The sequence below is a fragment of the Pseudomonas sp. PGPPP1 genome, from assembly GCF_002255865.1.
GTDB classification, from domain to species: Bacteria; Pseudomonadota; Gammaproteobacteria; order Pseudomonadales; family Pseudomonadaceae; genus Aquipseudomonas; species Aquipseudomonas cremoris.
Genome location: NZ_NKIG01000013.1, coordinates 103,483 through 120,760 on the forward strand (window position 1 = coordinate 103,483; position 17,278 = coordinate 120,760).

Here is a 17,278-nt window from a genome sequence, read left to right on the forward strand (position 1 = left end):
GCGGGGATGCTACACGAGCAAGGGAGATTCTTTGAACCTGGATTTATCTGAATAATTCTGGATCAAGGCGTTGCAGCATGTAACGGCTGAGGGTTGGGATGGAAAAACACATGCTCCAGGATAGGTCCCACGGCGACCTCGCCGATCTCCTCATAACCCTGGCGTTTGTAGAACTCCAAGTAGCGAGAGTTCCCCGTGTCCAGTACCACGCCGGACGAATGCGGGTCTTCGGCGCACCAGTTGTGCACCGCTTCCAGCAGCTGTTCACCGTAGTGCTTGCCCTGGAACTGCGGGTGAATGCCCAACAATGGCAGCACGTGCACCGACTCGCTAGGCAGGCATGCCAGCACCGCATGGTGGTAGTCCAGATAGCGTCGGGTACCGCGTACGCCGGTGCTTAGCCACATGCGCAGTTGCCAGGCCCAACTCTCAGTAATGCCCAGGCGCCGTTGCGGCGGCGCGATCAGCGCAATGCCGATCAACCGGTCGTTGACGAACAGGCCGATGGCGGGAAGTTTCTGAAAGAAATGTTGCTTGACCAGTTCACGCACCGTGGCCCGCACCCGTTGTTCGTAGCCTGGGCGCTCGGCTTCGAAGATGTAGGCGAAGGTCGGCTCATGCCGATAGGCCTGGTACAACAGGGAACGGGCTTCGCGGGAATAGCCGCTGTTGAGCAGGCGAATTTCAGCGGGTGCAGTTGAAGTGTCCGGCATACAGTCAATCTCCCTGGGCGCTGCTCAAAAGGCAGCGTTCTTATGGGTACGAACCTACACAGCACGAGTCGTTCCCAGACATTAGCAGTGCAACTGTCCTACCGCCACGCTGGCCCCCATCCGACTTGTCGGCTAGCATCGCCCTTTTGCCAAGACTGGACTGCCGACCATGAAAATCGTCTCCTTCAATATCAACGGGCTGCGCGCGCGCCCTCATCAGCTGGCGGCACTGATCGAGAAGCACCAACCGGATGTGATCGGCCTGCAGGAAACCAAGGTCCACGATGACCAGTTCCCGCTCGCCGAAGTACAAGCCCTGGGCTATCACGTGTACTACCACGGCCAGAAAGGCCACTACGGCGTAGCGCTGCTCTCGCGCAAAGAAGCCCTGAGCGTGCACAAAGGGTTTGCCACCGACGAAGAAGACGCCCAGCGCCGGTTTATCTGGGGCAGCTTCGCCGATGAAAACGGCAACCCGATTACCATCATGAACGGCTACTTCCCTCAGGGCGAAAGCCGCGACCACCCGACTAAGTTCCCGGCCAAGCAGCGCTTCTACGAGGACCTGCAGCAACTGCTGGAAAGCCAGTTCAGCAACGAGCAACCGCTGGTGGTGATGGGTGACATCAACATCTCCCCGGAAGATATCGACATAGGCATCGGTGCCGACAACGCCAAACGCTGGCTCAAGACCGGCAAGTGCAGCTTCCTGCCGGAAGAGCGCGAGTGGATGGCCCGCCTGAAAAACTGGGGCCTGGTGGACAGCTTTCGCCACCTCAACCCGGACGTAGCCGACCGTTTCAGCTGGTTTGACTACCGCAGCCGTGGGTTTGAGGATGAACCCAAGCGTGGGCTGCGCATTGATGTGATCCTGGCGTCTAATGGCTTGCTGCCACGAGTGAAGGATGCCGGAGTGGATTACGAGCTGCGCGGGCTGGAAAAGCCGTCGGACCATGCGCCGATCTGGCTAGAACTGAGCTGACAACCTTTTTGATCAGCAGTGTGCCAGTCACACTGCTGAAATCTTACTGACTTATTCTCGCGGCACTCCCTTTGGCTTAAGAAGGTGCCGGCATGAGGCTGCGCGTTCTGTTCCTGCTGGTCCTGTTCCCCCTGTCCGCTGTTGCTGTCCCCCTACCCGCTCCCGATCAAGGCCCCGCGTTGCGCATCCAGGGTTCCAACACCATTGGCGCCGCCCTCGGCCCTGCGTTGGTCAAAGGGTTGATGGAGCATCAGGGCCTGCAGGCGGTGCACAGTGAACCCGGTGCGGGCGCCAATGAACAGCGCGTGCTCGGCAAGACTCGCCAGGGCAAGACGGTGACGATCGAAGTTGCGGCCCACGGTTCCAGCACCGGGTTCAGCGCGCTGAAAAAGTCCACTGCCGATCTGGCGGCAGCCTCCCGACCGATCAAGGACAGCGAGCTGGTCGACCTCGAACCCCTGGGCGACCTGAAAAGCCCCGACGCCGAACAAGTCATTGCCATCGATGGCCTGGCGATCATCCTCAACCCGCAAAACCCGTTGAATACCCTGAACACCGAACAACTGGCGCAGATCTTCAATGGCGAGGTCAGCACCTGGGAAGCGTTGGGCGGCGTCGGTGGAAGCATTCATTTATATGCTCGGGATGATCAGTCCGGCACCTACGACACCTTCAAGGAGCTGGTGCTGAGCCGGCGCGGTAAGCCCTTGGCGGTTGCGGCCAAGCGATTCGAGTCCAGCGAGCAGTTGTCCGATGCAGTGAGCCATGACCCCCAGGGCATCGGCTTTATCGGCCTGCCCTATGTGCGCCAGGCCAAAGCGGTGGCGATTGTCGACGGTGACTCTCAACCGATGCTGCCTTTGAACAGCCTGATCGCCACCGAGGATTACCCGTTGTCACGGCGGCTGTTTTTCTACCTGCCGCCTTCGGGCCACAACCCTTGGGCCAAGGCACTGGTGGACTTTACCCAGAGCAGCAAAGGCCAAGCGATTGTCGCGGCCAGCGGGTTTATCGCGCAGCAAGTGCAGGCGATGGCTGTAGAGCCGCGCCCGTCGATGCCGGAGGGTTATCAAGCCATCGCACGGGATGCCCAGCGCCTGACCGTGAACTTCCGTTTTGAAGAAGGCAGCGCGAGCCTGGACAACAAGGCGCGCCAGGATTTGCAGCGGGTAGTGGCGTATCTGAAGAAGCACGGAAAGCTCGACAAACAGGTGACACTGGTGGGGTTCGGTGACGCCAAGAATGACCCGCAGCGCGCAGCGTTGCTGTCGAAGTTGCGAGGGATGGCGGTGCGCCGGGAGCTGGTGAAGAACGGCGTGGTGCTAAGGGATATCCAAGGGTTTGGCGCGCAGATGCCGGTGGCGGCGAATACGGCGGATGAGGGGCGGATCAAGAATCGGCGGGTGGAGGTTTGGGTGTACTGAGGCAGAAAGTTTTCTGGTGTTGGCACTGGCCTCATCGCGGGCAAGCCCGCTCCCACATTTTGAATGTGTTCACAAATCAACGTGTGGGAGCGGGCTTGCCCGCGATGCGGTCTTACTGACCGCTGCGCATCAATTCCCGAGGCACATACTTGCCAATCTCGAACTTGCCAATCGCCGCCCGGTGCACTTCATCCGGGCCGTCGGCCAGGCGCAGGGTGCGTTGCATGGCGTACATGTAGGCCAGCGGGAAGTCGTTGGAAACCCCGGCACCGCCGTGAATCTGGATCGCGCGGTCGATCACCTTCAATGCCACGTTCGGCGCGACGACCTTGATCTGGGCGATTTCGCTTTTCGCCACTTTGTTGCCCACGGTGTCCATCATGTACGCCGCTTTCAGGGTCAGCAGGCGCGCCATGTCGATTTCCATGCGCGAGTCGGCGATCTTGTCGATATTGCCGCCCAGACGGGCCAGCGGCTTGCCGAACGCGGTGCGGCTGACGGAGCGTTTGCACATCAGCTCCAGTGCGCGCTCGGCCATGCCGATAGAGCGCATGCAGTGGTGGATGCGGCCTGGGCCAAGGCGACCTTGGGCGATTTCGAAGCCACGGCCTTCGCCGAGCAGGACGTTTTCGTACGGCACCCGCACGTTGTCGAACAGTACTTCGGCATGGCCGTGAGGCGCGTCGTCGTAGCCGAATACCGGCAGCGGGCGCACGATTTTCACGCCGGGGGCGTCCACCGGCACCAGGATCATCGAGTGCTGCTGGTGGCGCGGCGCATCGGGGTTGCTCAAGCCCATGAAGATCAGGATCTTGCAGCGCGGGTCGCAGGCACCGGAGGTCCACCATTTTTTGCCGTTGATCACCCACTCATCACCCTGGCGCTCGGCGCGGGCAGCCATGTTGGTGGCGTCTGAGGAGGCCACTTCCGGCTCGGTCATGGCGAAGGCCGAGCGGATCTCGCCGCGCAGCAGAGGCTCCAGCCAGCGTTGTTTTTGCTCTTCATTGGCGTAGCGCACCAACACTTCCATGTTGCCGGTGTCAGGTGCGGAGCAGTTGAACGGCTCCGGCCCCAGCAGCGAGCGGCCCATGATTTCGGCCAACGGCGCGTATTCGAGGTTGGTCAGGCCGGCACCCAGCTCGGATTCCGGCAGGAACAGGTTCCACAGGCCTTCGGCCTTCGCCTTCGCTTTCAACTCTTCCATGATCGCGGTGGGCTGCCAGCGGTCGCCTTCGCTGACCTGGCGCTCAAACACCGGCTCGGCCGGGTAAACGTAAGTGTCCATAAACGCGGTGACGCGTTCACGCAGTTCCTGAACCTTGGGCGAATAGGCGAAATCCATGAGCAGCTCCCTTCTCTGAGAGGTTGTTTAGGTCATGAGTTCGATGCTAGATGAGCTACGAAAATTTACCTAACCTATTCTCGGCGTGTATTAACATTCATCACCGATATATGATCGACGTATGGCCACCTAACAATAAGAGCGCAACAAAATGAATCTGAGCAAGGTCGACCTCAACCTCTTTATCGTCTTCGACGCGATCTACACCGAAGCCAACCTGACCCGCGCCGGGCAGATTGTGGGCATCACTCAACCGGCGGTGTCCAACGCGCTGGCGCGTCTGCGCGAGACCTTCAACGATCCGCTGTTCGTGCGCACCGCCCAAGGCATGGTGCCGACGCCCATGGCGCAGAACATCATCGGCCCAGTGCGCAACGCGCTGTCGTTGCTGCGGGTGTCGGTGCAGGAAAGCCGCATCTTCAACCCGCAGCAGGCGGCCAAGACCTATCGCATCAGCATGACGGACCTTACCGAAGCGGTGATTTTGCCGCTGCTGTTCCAGCGCCTGCGCCGCCTCGCGCCCACGGTGGTGATCGAGAGTTTCCTGTCCAAACGCCGTGAAACCACCAAGGAACTCGCCGCCGGGCGCCTGGATTTTGCCGTAGATGCACCGCTCAACACCGACCCGCAGGTGCGCCACGTCAAACTGATGGAAGACCGATACGTGTGCGCGATGCGCAAGGGCCATCCGCTGGCGGGCAAGGACAAGCTGACGCTGGATGATTATCTCGGGCTGACCCACATTCACATCTCCAGCCGCCGCAACGGCCTGGGGCATGTCGACCTGGCTCTGGGCAAGATGGGCCTGCAACGCAAGATCGCCCTGCGCTCCCAGCATTACTTGATGGCCTCGCAGGTGCTGCAGCAGACCGACATGGTGATGACCGTGCCCGAACGCTTCGCGCGCCGCCACGAACTGCATTGGTTCAACCTGCCGGTGAACGACGTGCCGCCCGTGGAAACCCATTTGTACTGGCACGAAAGCACCGACCAGGACCCGGCGAACCGCTGGATGCGCGAGCAGATGATCGAGTTGTGCCAACAGGTCACGGCCCATGAAAAGAAGTTGGATGGCAAGCAGGCTTGACGTTAACGTCAACCTGCCTTTAGCTTAACGCCAAGACTTTCTTGAGCGCCGTCCATGAGCACCACCTATAGCATCTCCGACCTCGCCCGCGAGCTCGACATCACCACCCGCGCCATTCGCTTCTATGAAGAACAAGGCCTGCTGGCCCCGGAACGCCGGGGCCAGGAGCGCATCTACTCGGCGCGGGACAAGGTCAGCCTCAAGCTGATCCTGCGCGGTAAACGCATCGGTTTTTCCCTGGCCGAATGCCGCGAACTCATCGAACTCTACGACCCCACCAGCGGCAACCATGTGCAACTCAACAGCATGCTGGGCAAGATCGCCGAGCGTCGCGAGCAGTTGGAACAGCAACTGCTGGACATCGAACAGATGAAGCTGGAGTTGGACACCGCCGAAGAGCGCTGCACCCAGGCCCTCGCCCACACCATGAGCCAGGTTGGCCATTGATCAGAAGGTAACAGCCATGTCCCTCCCCTCTCATGTGCGCCTGGTGGAAGTCGGCCCGCGCGACGGTTTGCAGAACGAAGCCCAACCTATCAGCGTGGCAGACAAGGTTCGGTTGGTGGACGCGCTGAGTGCCGCAGGCTTGAGCTATATCGAAGTGGGCAGTTTTGTCTCGCCCAAATGGGTACCGCAAATGGCCGGTTCTGCCGAGGTGTTTGCACAGATCCAGCGCAAGCCCGGGGTGACCTACGGCGCACTGGCGCCGAACCTGCGTGGCTTTGAGGACGCGTTGGCGGCCGGCGTCAAGGAAGTCGCGGTGTTTGCAGCAGCGTCCGAGGCGTTTTCGCAGCGCAACATCAATTGCTCCATCAGTGAAAGCCTGGAGCGCTTCGCCCCGATCATGGCGGCGGCCAAGAGACATGGCATCAGTGTGCGTGGGTATGTGTCCTGCGTTTTGGGTTGCCCCTACGAGGGTGAGATCGCCCCGGAGCAAGTCGCGGCGGTCGCGCGGGAACTGTATGCCATGGGTTGCTACGAAGTGTCGCTGGGCGACACCATCGGCACCGGCACCGCAGGCGCCACGCGGCGGTTGTTCGAGGTGGTGGGCGCTCAAGTGCCACGGGACAAACTGGCGGGGCATTTCCACGACACGTATGGCCAGGCCGTGGCGAACATCTACGCCAGCCTGCTGGAAGGGATCAACGTGTTCGACAGCTCCATCGCGGGCCTTGGCGGCTGCCCTTATGCCAAGGGCGCCAGCGGTAACGTCGCCACCGAAGACGTGGTGTACCTGCTCAATGGCTTGGGCATCGAGACCGGTATCGACCTGGAGGCATTGATTGGCGCGGGCCAGCAAATCAGCAGCGTGCTGGGCCGGCCCAGCGGGTCACGCGTGGCCAAGGCGCGTAACGCCGGTTGAGTAGCTTAGCCGTGACAATGTGTTACCGCCCGCCTACCTATCGAGTAACACGGGAACATATTTTGTCGCATTTGCCGTAGGGCATTTCCTTCACAAAATACAACCTATTGATTTTAAAGGAATTTAAAAAGTTGGCACGGCTTCTGCTATCTCTATTGCATAACAAGAATAAAAAGCGCCAAACCTAATAAAAATAAGACGAAACGACTCTGACATAACAAAAACAACACGGCAGAGACGCAGCTAACAGATTTTTTTGGAGAAGATGTGCTTCGCAGGGAACGGCAATGCCGAAACCCGCAACCGGTTAGAGAAAAATAAAACTACCTCAGGTAGCTACCCACTGGTTGGATCGGTAACGAAGAAGCAGATCAGCGCTCAAAAAAATACGTTTGCTCTTGACCCCGGATGGGGGTCGCCAAAAACAGCGGTAAAGGGTAACGGTTGCCAAAAACAACAATAGACCGCCCCTCAATAATAAAAAAAGAGCACGCAACGACAAATTAAAGGGGACCTTTGGGTCCCCTTTGTGCTGTCTGACATAACCGTTTAGAGCAATGTTCCCTCTACCGCTGCGAAGTTGTTCAACACCCTGCGCGTCAAAACCCTCAGTGACCTCTGCTCCAGCGCCTGCCGTTCGGCCCCCAGCTGATTGAGCTCTTGTTCGTAAAATACACTTTGCATCGAGCCATTCACCAGGAGTTCATCCCTGCGCTTGCCTAACAGGCGTGCCAACCGGTCGGCGGCCTCATCATGTTTGATCTGCCAGTCAGCACCTGCATCCTGTTGGCCTTGCAAATCCGACAGCTCGAACAGCGCAGCACTTTTCTCATCGATCAGCACAAGCTCCGGCGCCATCAGCGCGTTGAGCTCTTGAGGATAGCGAGCGCGAAGATGCGTTTCCCAGAACATGCGCCCGACAAAAAAGGCCTCCTCAGCAGCAGGGCTGCGCTCGTCCCTGAGCACCTGTTCACAAGCGGCATCGACAGCCGCCTGAGCCACATCAGCCTGCCGGGGAAACAACATGCCGCGTGACTTGACCGGCAACGCCAGTCGGTCTGCAAGCCGCGTCCGGTAGGCCAGGACGACTTCAACCTGCTCGGTAAACCCAGGCCCTCTCGCCGCAACATCCCTTAGAGCAAGGGCGTCTACCAGGTTTAAACGGAACAGCTTCCTGGCGGTAGCAATCAACGCACCCTCGGCATTATCCGTCTCTGCCAGCTCAAGTGCCCTTGCCCCCAGCAGCTCACTTTCAAGGTTCATGAACTCCACCGAACTGCCATCACCGCAGGTAACCCGGTCATCGGCGGCTGTAAATAACGCTTCACGAATGCCCTGTCTTTCGCCCACAGCCTCCAACATGTCCCACACTCGCTCGACCAGTACCGGGCGAGCCGCTTCGCTGCTGTACTCGGCACTGCGGGTAATATCGGCCATGACTGTAAAAAAAGCCGCTGACCCCAGGCTGCCCCTGAGCTCATCCCAAATCGCGCCGCGCCGCGCCAACTCCATGGGCGACAACCCTGCCAGCCACACGCCACGCGCTTCGTCCACGCTGATGTGCTCACCCCACTGCGCCACATTGAAAGGCAGCCCCAACCGGGCGAGCGTGGCCGCTGACAAGGGATTGTCATGCACATTGATGCGCTCAAGATGCTGATAAGCGTATTCAGGTAGCGTGGTGATCCGGTTTGAATGCAGGTCAATGTGAGCCAGGCGAGGCGCGTGCTCGGCACCGGAAGGAAATGAGTCCGTGCCCGTGTTGGCCAGATACAGCTGGTTCAGATTTCGCAAACCACGCAAATCGGCGCGCCATCCCAAACGACGGTTGTCTTCAAGATTGAGTATCTTCAGACTCTGCATGCCCTCCAGGCGCAGGCGGCTTGGTTCGGTCAGCTGGATATCATTTCCACTCAAGTACAGTTTGGTGAGCCTCGCCCCACCGTTCGCAAATTCTGGCAGTTGGGTCAGATTGTTTTCCCCGATATCCAGCCAGCGCACGCCGCCAAACGCACTCAGAAAAGGCAAGGACTCGTCTGAAAGTGCCATTCGACGCAGCTTCAGGCAACCAATGTGATCCATGTTTGCGCTGATCGCGGGCAGCTCGCCGATCATCTCATCCGACAGGTCCAGCACATGACCGATCGGCGCTCCATCCCCTGCGAGTGCCTCGGCACCCACTCTGCGCCAAACGGCCTTGAGAGTACCCGACACCCTACGCCTGGCACTCGCATAGACTGACCCACCTTCCTGCTGCCACTTGGTCAGCGCCGTGTCCAGCTCTGCAAACTCCCTTTCAAGTTGAGTCAGCTTCGCCAGCAGCACGGCATCGTCCGCATCAACCAGGTCAAGCATTGCCTCAACCTCCTCCGTGGACCTGGAGGGGTAGAGCGCCATCGCCGCCCTTTGGCACACCGACGGTCGCTCGGTAGCACCACCCAACGGGCTGAGCGGATAACCAACGCGACCGTCAGCCAGACGCATGGGTGATTTGAAACCGGGCCTGATCGCTCGCAAGCCCAGTACGCGCCGACTCGCCACGTCAATCAGGGGTTGTTGTGCAATCTGCCTTTTCAGCTTTTGTGCTGCCGCGCTGAACGTCGGCCACCCGGTGAACTTGCCACTGCTTGCCATCCATAAGGCGTTGAAGAAGGCATCCTTGTCGCGGCGCCAGTACTCTACTGTTCCCGGGCTGCTCAAGAGCTTCCACTCTTTCAAATCCGCATGGATAAGACGAAGTTGACGGGGGGCCACCACATCGCCCACCCGATCCAACAAAAGACCATCATAGGTCTGCGCACGCAGCTCGATGCAGGTTCCCTCCAGCACCCCAGGCAGGGAGGCCATTTTGTGCAACGCCAGGTGGACGCTATCCAGCGTCAACTGATTGTCGAACAGAAGATCAGCGTGTGCCCGCATAACACGCGCCTTCTGCACGTAAACACGTGCCTCTTCTGCCAGCCGAAGCGGCACACGCGAGGTGGACTGCATGCGAGCCAGTTCCTGACTGTTGGCATGGGTCATCAGTTCTTCGGCAACCAGTTTTGGTATACCGGGAAAGTCGCGCTGGATCAGTTTAACGTTGGCGTCAGTGGACACATCGCCGGCTGAGATATCGCGATTGAAAAGCGTGCTTCGGCTTTTGTTGCCCGCGCTCAGCAGGCGGTCCCGATACCTTACGGCCCTTGCATAAGGTCCGCGTAAGTGCTGCATCAATGGATCGTTCTCATCACCCGGCAACACGGTACGAGAGGAAGGGCCATTATCAAAGACATCTCGGGTACGAAAGTAAACTTCGCCGATTTCCCGCTCCGTAATCACGCGCTCACCCAACAATTCACGCATTTCAGGCTCCGTCAATTGCTCAACAAACGATGGAAACAGCAAACCACTGTTCAGTTGCTCGTGCCCCAACTGGACCACTTGGCCTGGCTCTTCCGGCGCAGCCGAACGCCAGACCTCATTCCCCTCTGCATCCAACGCCACCAATACCCGAGACTCAGGCCACATCCCGCCCTCCACCAAAAACTGCACCTGCATCTTCCAGTCGACACGACAAAACACCGCAGGGTCTGGGTGCGCTAACTGGTCCATAGCCGCCTGATACCTGCCGGCGCACTCAAACCGACGAAGCATGTCCTTGAACAGCGGTGCGGGCGCTTGATGCTCAATGAAGACACGACGCAACTCATCATCAGACACGCCGCTGATCGCCCTGGCCTGCTCCAGTTGGCTGTCGCTCAGGTGATCGACGGTATGACCCACGCGCCGTAACAGGGTCTTGCGGTCCCAGGTCAAAGGCTGCTCGAATTCATGCACCCAGGCCCCTTCCCCGTTGTGTCGGATTCGGGGGGCATAACGTGAATCACCTTCGGGGTGCAGGAGCTTGAACTCATTAGGTTTGCTGCTGGCGCGGACCTTGTAATGACCTCCGTCCCGTGCAGGCAGGTACAACGCGTCTTCATGCCGATACAAGCCCTGCGCAGTGGGCTTTTGCCCGTCGGGCAACGTGATCCGGTGCAGATAGTGTTCCGAGTTGAACGCATACAAACGCGTACGCCCACCGAACTCCACATGCACCAGGTGCTTGATGAAAGAGGTGTCTTTGCCTGCCAACAATACTTTGGGCACCGCAAGCCCTGCCAGGTTGAGTCCCACCGCCGAAAAATGTGCCCAGGCCTCTCGGGCATCGTCGTGCGACCATGCTTCAATACCTTCGCCTATCTCGTAGGCCATCTGTACAGCGGCGACGACCAGCATGACCTCGCCCAGGAAAGGCACCACGAACGAGGCGAGATTGAGAATGTCCAGTGCACGACTGCCGAACGACCACAGCCAGGCGTTGTAGACACGCTCATCGACATCGTCGGTAGGCACCACGCTGGTACGCGCATTTTCCACGGTCAGTCGCATCCGCCTTATAGCGCTATCCGACCAGACGTCACGCCATGACGGCGCATAGCTGCCCTGATGATTGACCCGGCTCTTTTGTGCGCTGGCAAAATCCACGTTATCGGTATAACGAGCGTCCGGGTCCAGAAACGCCTTGAGCCGGGTGAAAAATGCATCCTGGCTGGCAAGAGGCAAGAACTGGCTGAAGAAGGTGCGATATTCGACACGACACAGGCGTGTCGTCAGGTAATCGGTAAACGCGGCGATATTGTCATAGGCCTTGAGCGGATGAAGTGGGTCACCCGGGATGTAGACGATACAGGGGTGAGGCACCAACTCAGCATTTCTAAGGTTGGATCGCCACTCGACCGGGCCAATGATTAGAATATTTTCGATATCGAAGGCGAGTAACCGAAACGGCGAAAACCTTACTTCTTCCCCTGCCCATTCGCCCTTCGACTGGTCTCGCAAAAGGTCAATGATCAACTGGTGACCGTCGGACTGGATGTCGCCTTTCATCAAGGCAACCTCTGCGGCGAGTTCCAATTGATGCCGGTGGCTCAGAATCAGGGTGCTGTACAGCTTGCCGATTCCCGCTTCTGTGGTGGAGATATGAATCCGGCTATTGATGTAGGTTCGCACATACTCGTAGTACGAGTCGCCCAGGTCCAGTTCCCGGCACATTGCGGCAAACGCATGCGCCTTGATACCCAGCGTGACGGATTGGACGTTACCTGGAGGGTGAAGCCGGGTGCTTGGGTAGCGAAAAAAGTTGTAAAGGGTGATCAGGTGGCAATCCGCGCACACCGGTTCGGTCGCTTCGGCCTCGGTGAAGTTGTTCAGCGCGGCTTCCAGCAGGCTGGTACCCCGGTAGAAATAGAACTGCGAAGCCAGTGGGCTGGAGTGGCTGGTCGAGACTTCCTGGGGGCCGATTTCGCATTCTTTCTGTTCCATCTTGCGGGCATAGAATACCTGCCTGGTATCCAGGCGCTGCCCGAATTTTTTTTCGATCGCGGCCGCTAACAGCGGCTCGGCATACTCGGCCGGCCCTTTCAACTCCTTGAACATCTGATCGAGTTGATTCAACGACTTCCTGCTGCGCACGTGAATCGCACTCATGCGCTCTTTTGCAGCCGCCGGGGCCTTTTTGTACCAGTCAGGAATGTTCAGTTCCAATGACGCCAGTTCGGTTTTGCGCTCATCCAGCGCATCCGTGTACCAATCTGGGGTGTTGTCCTTGATCACGCGCCCATGTGGGCTCTGTTCGCTTACAGCCAAGCGCGCGGGGGGATCAATAGTAGTGCTGGTCATAGGCAGGGCCCTCAAGTGGCGAGACAATCCTCCACTTTAGGCACCGCCTTCCAGCGCAAAGCTGTAGACATGCACCGCGTATCAACAGTCGTCGCGCAGCTCCTCGATGCTGATTTCACGCATGCGAAATTTCTGGATCTTGCCCGTCACTGTCATCGGAAACTCCTCCACAAACTTGAAATGCTTGGGCGTCTTGAAGTGTGCGATCCGCCCCTTGCACCACGTTTGCAACTCAAGCTCATTGGCCACGTGACCGGGATGGAACTTGACCCAAGCGACGATGGCTTCGCCGTAGCGCTCATCGGGAATGCCGATGACCTGCACATCCGCCACCGCAGGATGAGTGAAGAAAAACTCTTCCAGCTCACGCGGGTACACGTTTTCGCCTCCGCGAATGATCATGTCCTTGTTGCGTCCAGCGATGCACACATAACCCTGCTCATCCATGCTCGCCAGGTCGCCGGTGTGCATCCAGCCGGCGTCGTCGATGGCTTCGTGGGTGGCGTCGGGGTTGTTCCAGTAGCCGAGCATCACGCTGTAGCCACGGGTGCACAACTCGCCGATCTCGCCGCGCGCGACAGTGTTGCCGGCAGGGTCGATGATCTTGTTTTCCAGCTGTGGCTGAGTGCGCCCTACTGTGGTGACACGGCGTTCCAGGTCGTCGTTGGCGCCGGTCTGCAGCGAGACCGGGCTGGTTTCGGTCATGCCGTAGGCAATTTGCACCTCGTTCATGTGCATCTCGCTGATCACCCGGCGCATCACTTCGATGGGGCATGTAGCACCGGCCATGATGCCGGTGCGCAGAGTTGACAGGTCAAAGTCGCCAAGCTGCGGATGATCGAGCATGGCGATGAACATGGTGGGCACACCGTACAGGCCGGTGGCGCATTCTTCGGCGACAGCAGTGAGGGTCAGCAGCGGGTCGAAGCCGTCATTCGGATAAATCATCGTGGTGCCGTGGGTGATGCAGCCCAGGTTGCCCATCACCATGCCGAAGCAGTGGTACAGCGGCACCGGAATCACCAGGCGGTCCTGCGCGGTCAGGCCAAGGCTTTCGCCGACCATGTAGCCGTTATTGAGGATGTTGTGGTGACTGAGGGTGGCCCCCTTGGGGAAACCGGTGGTGCCGGAGGTGTACTGGATGTTCACGGGCTGGTCGAAGTGCAGGCTGGCTTGGCGCGTCTGTAACTGTTCGGGCAGAACGCCAGCGCCGAGGGCCGCCAGTTGCGACCAGGGCATGAACTCCGGCGGCGGGTTTTGGTCCAGGCTGATCATACCGCGCAGGTCCGGCTTCAACTCCAACAGCATGGCGTGGTAATCGGAGCTCTTGAACGAGCCGGCACAGACCAGCCACTGGCAACCGGACTGCTTGAGCACGTACTCCAACTCACTGCTGCGGTACGCCGGGTTGATGTTGACCAGGATCACCCCGAGTTTGGCGCTGGCGATCTGGCTGATGCACCACTCGGCACAGTTGGGCGCCCAGATCCCCAGGCGGTCGCCGGTTTGCATGCCCAGTGCAATAAAGGCACGTGCGTGCAATTCAACCGCCTCGGCCAGCTGCCGCCAGGTGTAGCGGCGCTGCTGATGGCGCACCACCAAGGCCTCGCCATCAGGGTAGTGCGCAGCGGTTCTATCGAAGGCGTGGCCAATGGTCATGGCCAACAAGGTCTTGTCCTGAGAGCCCCGGCTGTAGCTCTGGTTCGGTTGTTCCATAACGACCCCTATTGTCTTTGTTGTAGGTGGATAGCGCTTGGTTGACGTAAACGTAAACTACGATTGACAGCCTTGCAACGCAAGGCTTACGTTAACGTAAAGGTGAGCGCCCTCCCCGACCGCCCGCCACACAAAAACAACGTTCAATTTAAGGTGCCTGTCATGAGTTACCCGTCCCTGAACTTCGCCCTCGGCGAAACCATCGACATGCTGCGCGATCAAGTGCAGTCCTTCGTGGCCAAGGAACTGGCACCCCGTGCGGCACAGATCGACAGTGACAACCTGTTCCCCGTCGATATGTGGCGCAAGTTCGGTGACATGGGCCTGCTGGGCATCACCGTGCCAGAGGAATACGGCGGCGCCGGCCTGGGCTACCTGGCGCACGTGGTCGCCATTGAAGAGATCAGCCGCGGCTCGGCCTCGGTGGGCTTGTCCTACGGCGCCCACTCCAACCTGTGCGTCAACCAGATCAACCGCAACGGCACGCACGCCCAGAAGCTCAAGTACCTGCCCAAACTGATCAGCGGCGAACACATCGGCGCGCTGGCCATGAGCGAGCCAAACGCCGGTTCCGACGTGGTCTCGATGAAGTTGCGCGCGGATAAACGCGGCGACCACTACGTGCTCAACGGCAGCAAGACCTGGATCACCAACGGCCCCGACGCCAACACCTACGTGATCTACGCCAAGACCGACCTTGAAAAAGGCCCACACGGCATCACCGCCTTCATCGTCGAGCGCGACTGGAAAGGCTTCAGCCGGGGCAGCAAGTTCGACAAGCTGGGCATGCGCGGCTCCAACACCTGCGAGCTGTTTTTCGATGACGTGCAAGTGCCTGAGGAAAACATACTCGGTAGCCTCAACGGCGGCGTGAAAGTGTTGATGAGCGGCCTGGACTACGAGCGTGTGGTACTGGCCGGTGGCCCGATCGGCATCATGCAATCGTGCATGGACCTGATCGTGCCGTACATCCACGACCGTAAGCAGTTCGGCCAAAGCATCGGCGAGTTCCAACTGATCCAGGGCAAGGTCGCCGACATGTACACCCAGCTCAACGCCTGTCGCGCCTACCTGTACGCAGTGGCCCAGGCGTGCGAGCGCGGCGAGACCACGCGCAAGGACGCCGCTGGGGTGATTCTGTTCAGTTCCGAGCGCGCCACACAGATGGCCCTTGATGCAATCCAGATCCTCGGCGGCAACGGCTACATCAATGAATTCCCTGCCGGACGCCTGCTGCGCGACGCCAAGCTGTACGAAATTGGCGCAGGCACCAGTGAGATCCGTCGGATGTTGATCGGTCGCGAACTCTTCAACGAAACCCGCTGAAGGAGCGCGCCATGGCCACCTTGCACACCCAGCTCAACCCGCGTTCGGCTGAGTTCGCCACCAACAGCGCGGCGATGCGCCAACAGGTCGACGCCCTGCACTCACTGCTAGCCCATGTACAGCAAGGCGGCGGCGCTAAAGCTCAGGAGCGGCACACCTCGCGCGGCAAACTGCTGCCGCGCGAGCGCATCAATCGCCTGCTCGACCCGGGCTCGCCGTTCCTGGAGCTCAGCCAATTGGCCGCCCATCAGGTGTATGGCGAAGACGTGCCCGCCGCTGGCGTGATTGCCGGGATCGGCCGGGTGGAAGGCGTCGAATGCATGATCGTCGCCAATGACGCCACGGTAAAAGGCGGCTCCTACTACCCGCTCACCGTGAAAAAACACCTGCGCGCCCAGACCATCGCCGAGCAGAACCGCCTGCCGTGCATCTATTTGGTGGACTCCGGCGGCGCCAACCTGCCACGCCAGGACGAGGTGTTCCCCGACCGCGAGCACTTCGGGCGCATCTTCTTCAACCAGGCCAACATGAGCGCCCAAGGTATCCCGCAGATCGCCGTGGTGATGGGCTCGTGCACCGCCGGTGGCGCCTATGTGCCGGCCATGGCGGATGAAGCGATCATGGTGCGCCAGCAAGCCACCATCTTCCTCGCCGGGCCGCCGCTGGTGAAAGCCGCGACCGGTGAAGTGGTCAGCGCCGAAGACCTGGGCGGTGCCGACGTGCACTGTAAAATTTCCGGCGTGGCCGACCATTACGCCGACAGCGATGAACACGCGCTGGCGCTGGCCCGGCGCAGCGTGGCCAACCTCAATTGGCGCAAACAAGGCGAACTACTGCAACGCACGCCAGTGGCGCCGCTATACAGCAGCGAAGAGTTGTACGGCGTGATACCCGCCGATGCCAAGCAGCCCTTTGATGTGCGCGAAGTGATCGCGCGGCTGGTGGACGGTTCGGTGTTCGATGAGTTCAAGGCGCTGTTTGGCACGACGCTGGTGTGCGGCTTTGCACACCTGCATGGCTACCCGATTGCGATCCTGGCTAACAACGGGATTCTGTTTGCCGAAGCCGCGCAAAAAGGCGCGCATTTTATCGAGCTGGCCTGCCAGCGCGGAATTCCCCTGCTGTTCTTGCAGAACATCACCGGGTTCATGGTCGGCCAGAAATACGAAGCCGGCGGTATCGCCAAACACGGCGCCAAGCTGGTGACCGCCGTGGCCTGCGCCAAGGTGCCGAAGTTCACGGTGATCATCGGCGGCAGCTTTGGTGCCGGTAACTATGGGATGTGTGGTCGCGCCTATGACCCGCGCTTCTTGTGGATGTGGCCGAATGCACGCATTGGCGTGATGGGTGCCGAACAGGCCGCCGGCGTGCTGGTGCAGGTCAAGCGCGAGCAGGCCGAACGCGCAGGGCTGGCGTTCAGTGCCGAAGAAGAAGCCGCAATCAAGCAGCCGATCCTCGACCAGTACGAAACCCAGGGCCACCCTTATTACTCCAGCGCGCGCCTGTGGGATGACGGTGTCATCGACCCGCTGCAAACCCGCGACGTGCTGGCGCTGGCGCTCTCTGCCGCGTTGAATGCCCCCATCGAGCCGAGCCGCTTCGGCGTGTTCCGCATGTAAATG

Annotated in this window: 11 protein-coding genes; 7 read left to right on the forward strand and 4 right to left on the reverse strand. The window is 59.7% G+C overall.

What is annotated here, in order from left to right:
* Nucleotides 1-62: 62 nt before the first annotated feature.
* Entirely contained in the window at nt 63-713 is a 651-nt protein-coding gene (locus tag CFE47_RS16115; RefSeq protein WP_185706487.1) for a GNAT family N-acetyltransferase, read from the reverse strand.
* A gap of 169 nt (nt 714-882) precedes the next feature.
* Between CFE47_RS16115 and xthA the strand changes: the two genes are divergently transcribed.
* Both xthA and CFE47_RS16125 read left to right on the forward strand, forming a co-directional pair.
* A complete protein-coding gene (gene xthA / locus CFE47_RS16120) occupies nt 883-1,695 on the forward strand; it encodes an exodeoxyribonuclease III (RefSeq protein ID WP_286838419.1) in 813 nt (270 codons plus the stop codon).
* A 92-nt stretch (nt 1,696-1,787) separates the two neighbouring features.
* On the forward strand, nt 1,788-3,119 hold the full coding sequence (locus CFE47_RS16125) for a substrate-binding domain-containing protein (protein ID WP_286838421.1): 1,332 nt from the start codon (nt 1,788-1,790) through the stop codon (nt 3,117-3,119).
* Between the two features lie 112 nt (nt 3,120-3,231).
* Here CFE47_RS16125 and CFE47_RS16130 read toward each other — a convergent pair whose 3' ends face one another.
* Nucleotides 3,232-4,461, reverse strand: a complete 1,230-nt coding sequence (locus tag CFE47_RS16130; RefSeq protein ID WP_286838423.1) for an acyl-CoA dehydrogenase — start codon at nt 4,459-4,461, stop codon at nt 3,232-3,234.
* Between the two features lie 151 nt (nt 4,462-4,612).
* Between CFE47_RS16130 and CFE47_RS16135 the strand changes: the two genes are divergently transcribed.
* From CFE47_RS16135 to CFE47_RS16145, 3 genes are read left to right on the forward strand one after another with little or no spacing between them, the layout of a single operon-like run.
* Nucleotides 4,613-5,548: a LysR family transcriptional regulator gene (locus tag CFE47_RS16135; protein WP_016974062.1), complete on the forward strand. Its 936-nt coding sequence runs from the start codon at nt 4,613-4,615 to the stop codon at nt 5,546-5,548.
* Nucleotides 5,549-5,602: 54 nt separating this feature from the next.
* Nucleotides 5,603-5,995: a MerR family transcriptional regulator gene (locus tag CFE47_RS16140; RefSeq protein WP_185706479.1), complete on the forward strand. Its 393-nt coding sequence runs from the start codon at nt 5,603-5,605 to the stop codon at nt 5,993-5,995.
* Nucleotides 5,996-6,011: 16 nt separating this feature from the next.
* The gene (locus CFE47_RS16145) at nt 6,012-6,911 is read left to right on the forward strand and encodes a hydroxymethylglutaryl-CoA lyase (RefSeq protein ID WP_286838426.1); all 900 of its coding nucleotides are present in this window, start codon (nt 6,012-6,014) and stop codon (nt 6,909-6,911) included.
* Between the two features lie 549 nt (nt 6,912-7,460).
* Here CFE47_RS16145 and CFE47_RS16150 read toward each other — a convergent pair.
* Both CFE47_RS16150 and CFE47_RS16155 read right to left on the reverse strand, forming a co-directional pair.
* Nucleotides 7,461-12,614: an NEL-type E3 ubiquitin ligase domain-containing protein gene (locus CFE47_RS16150; protein ID WP_286838429.1), complete on the reverse strand. Its 5,154-nt coding sequence runs from the start codon at nt 12,612-12,614 to the stop codon at nt 7,461-7,463.
* 81 nt (nt 12,615-12,695) lie between these two features.
* The gene (locus CFE47_RS16155; protein ID WP_286838431.1) at nt 12,696-14,330 is read right to left on the reverse strand and encodes an AMP-binding protein; all 1,635 of its coding nucleotides are present in this window, start codon (nt 14,328-14,330) and stop codon (nt 12,696-12,698) included.
* 162 nt (nt 14,331-14,492) lie between these two features.
* Here CFE47_RS16155 and CFE47_RS16160 point away from each other — a divergent pair, with 162 nt between their 5' ends.
* Both CFE47_RS16160 and CFE47_RS16165 read left to right on the forward strand, forming a co-directional pair.
* Nucleotides 14,493-15,656 carry an isovaleryl-CoA dehydrogenase gene (locus CFE47_RS16160; RefSeq protein WP_185706473.1) on the forward strand — a complete coding sequence of 388 codons (1,164 nt, stop codon included), beginning with the start codon at nt 14,493-14,495 and terminating at the stop codon, nt 15,654-15,656.
* Between the two features lie 11 nt (nt 15,657-15,667).
* Nucleotides 15,668-17,275 (forward strand): carboxyl transferase domain-containing protein, encoded by a 1,608-nt coding sequence (locus tag CFE47_RS16165; protein ID WP_286838433.1) that lies wholly within the window; start codon nt 15,668-15,670, stop codon nt 17,273-17,275.
* Nucleotides 17,276-17,278: the final 3 nt, after the last annotated feature.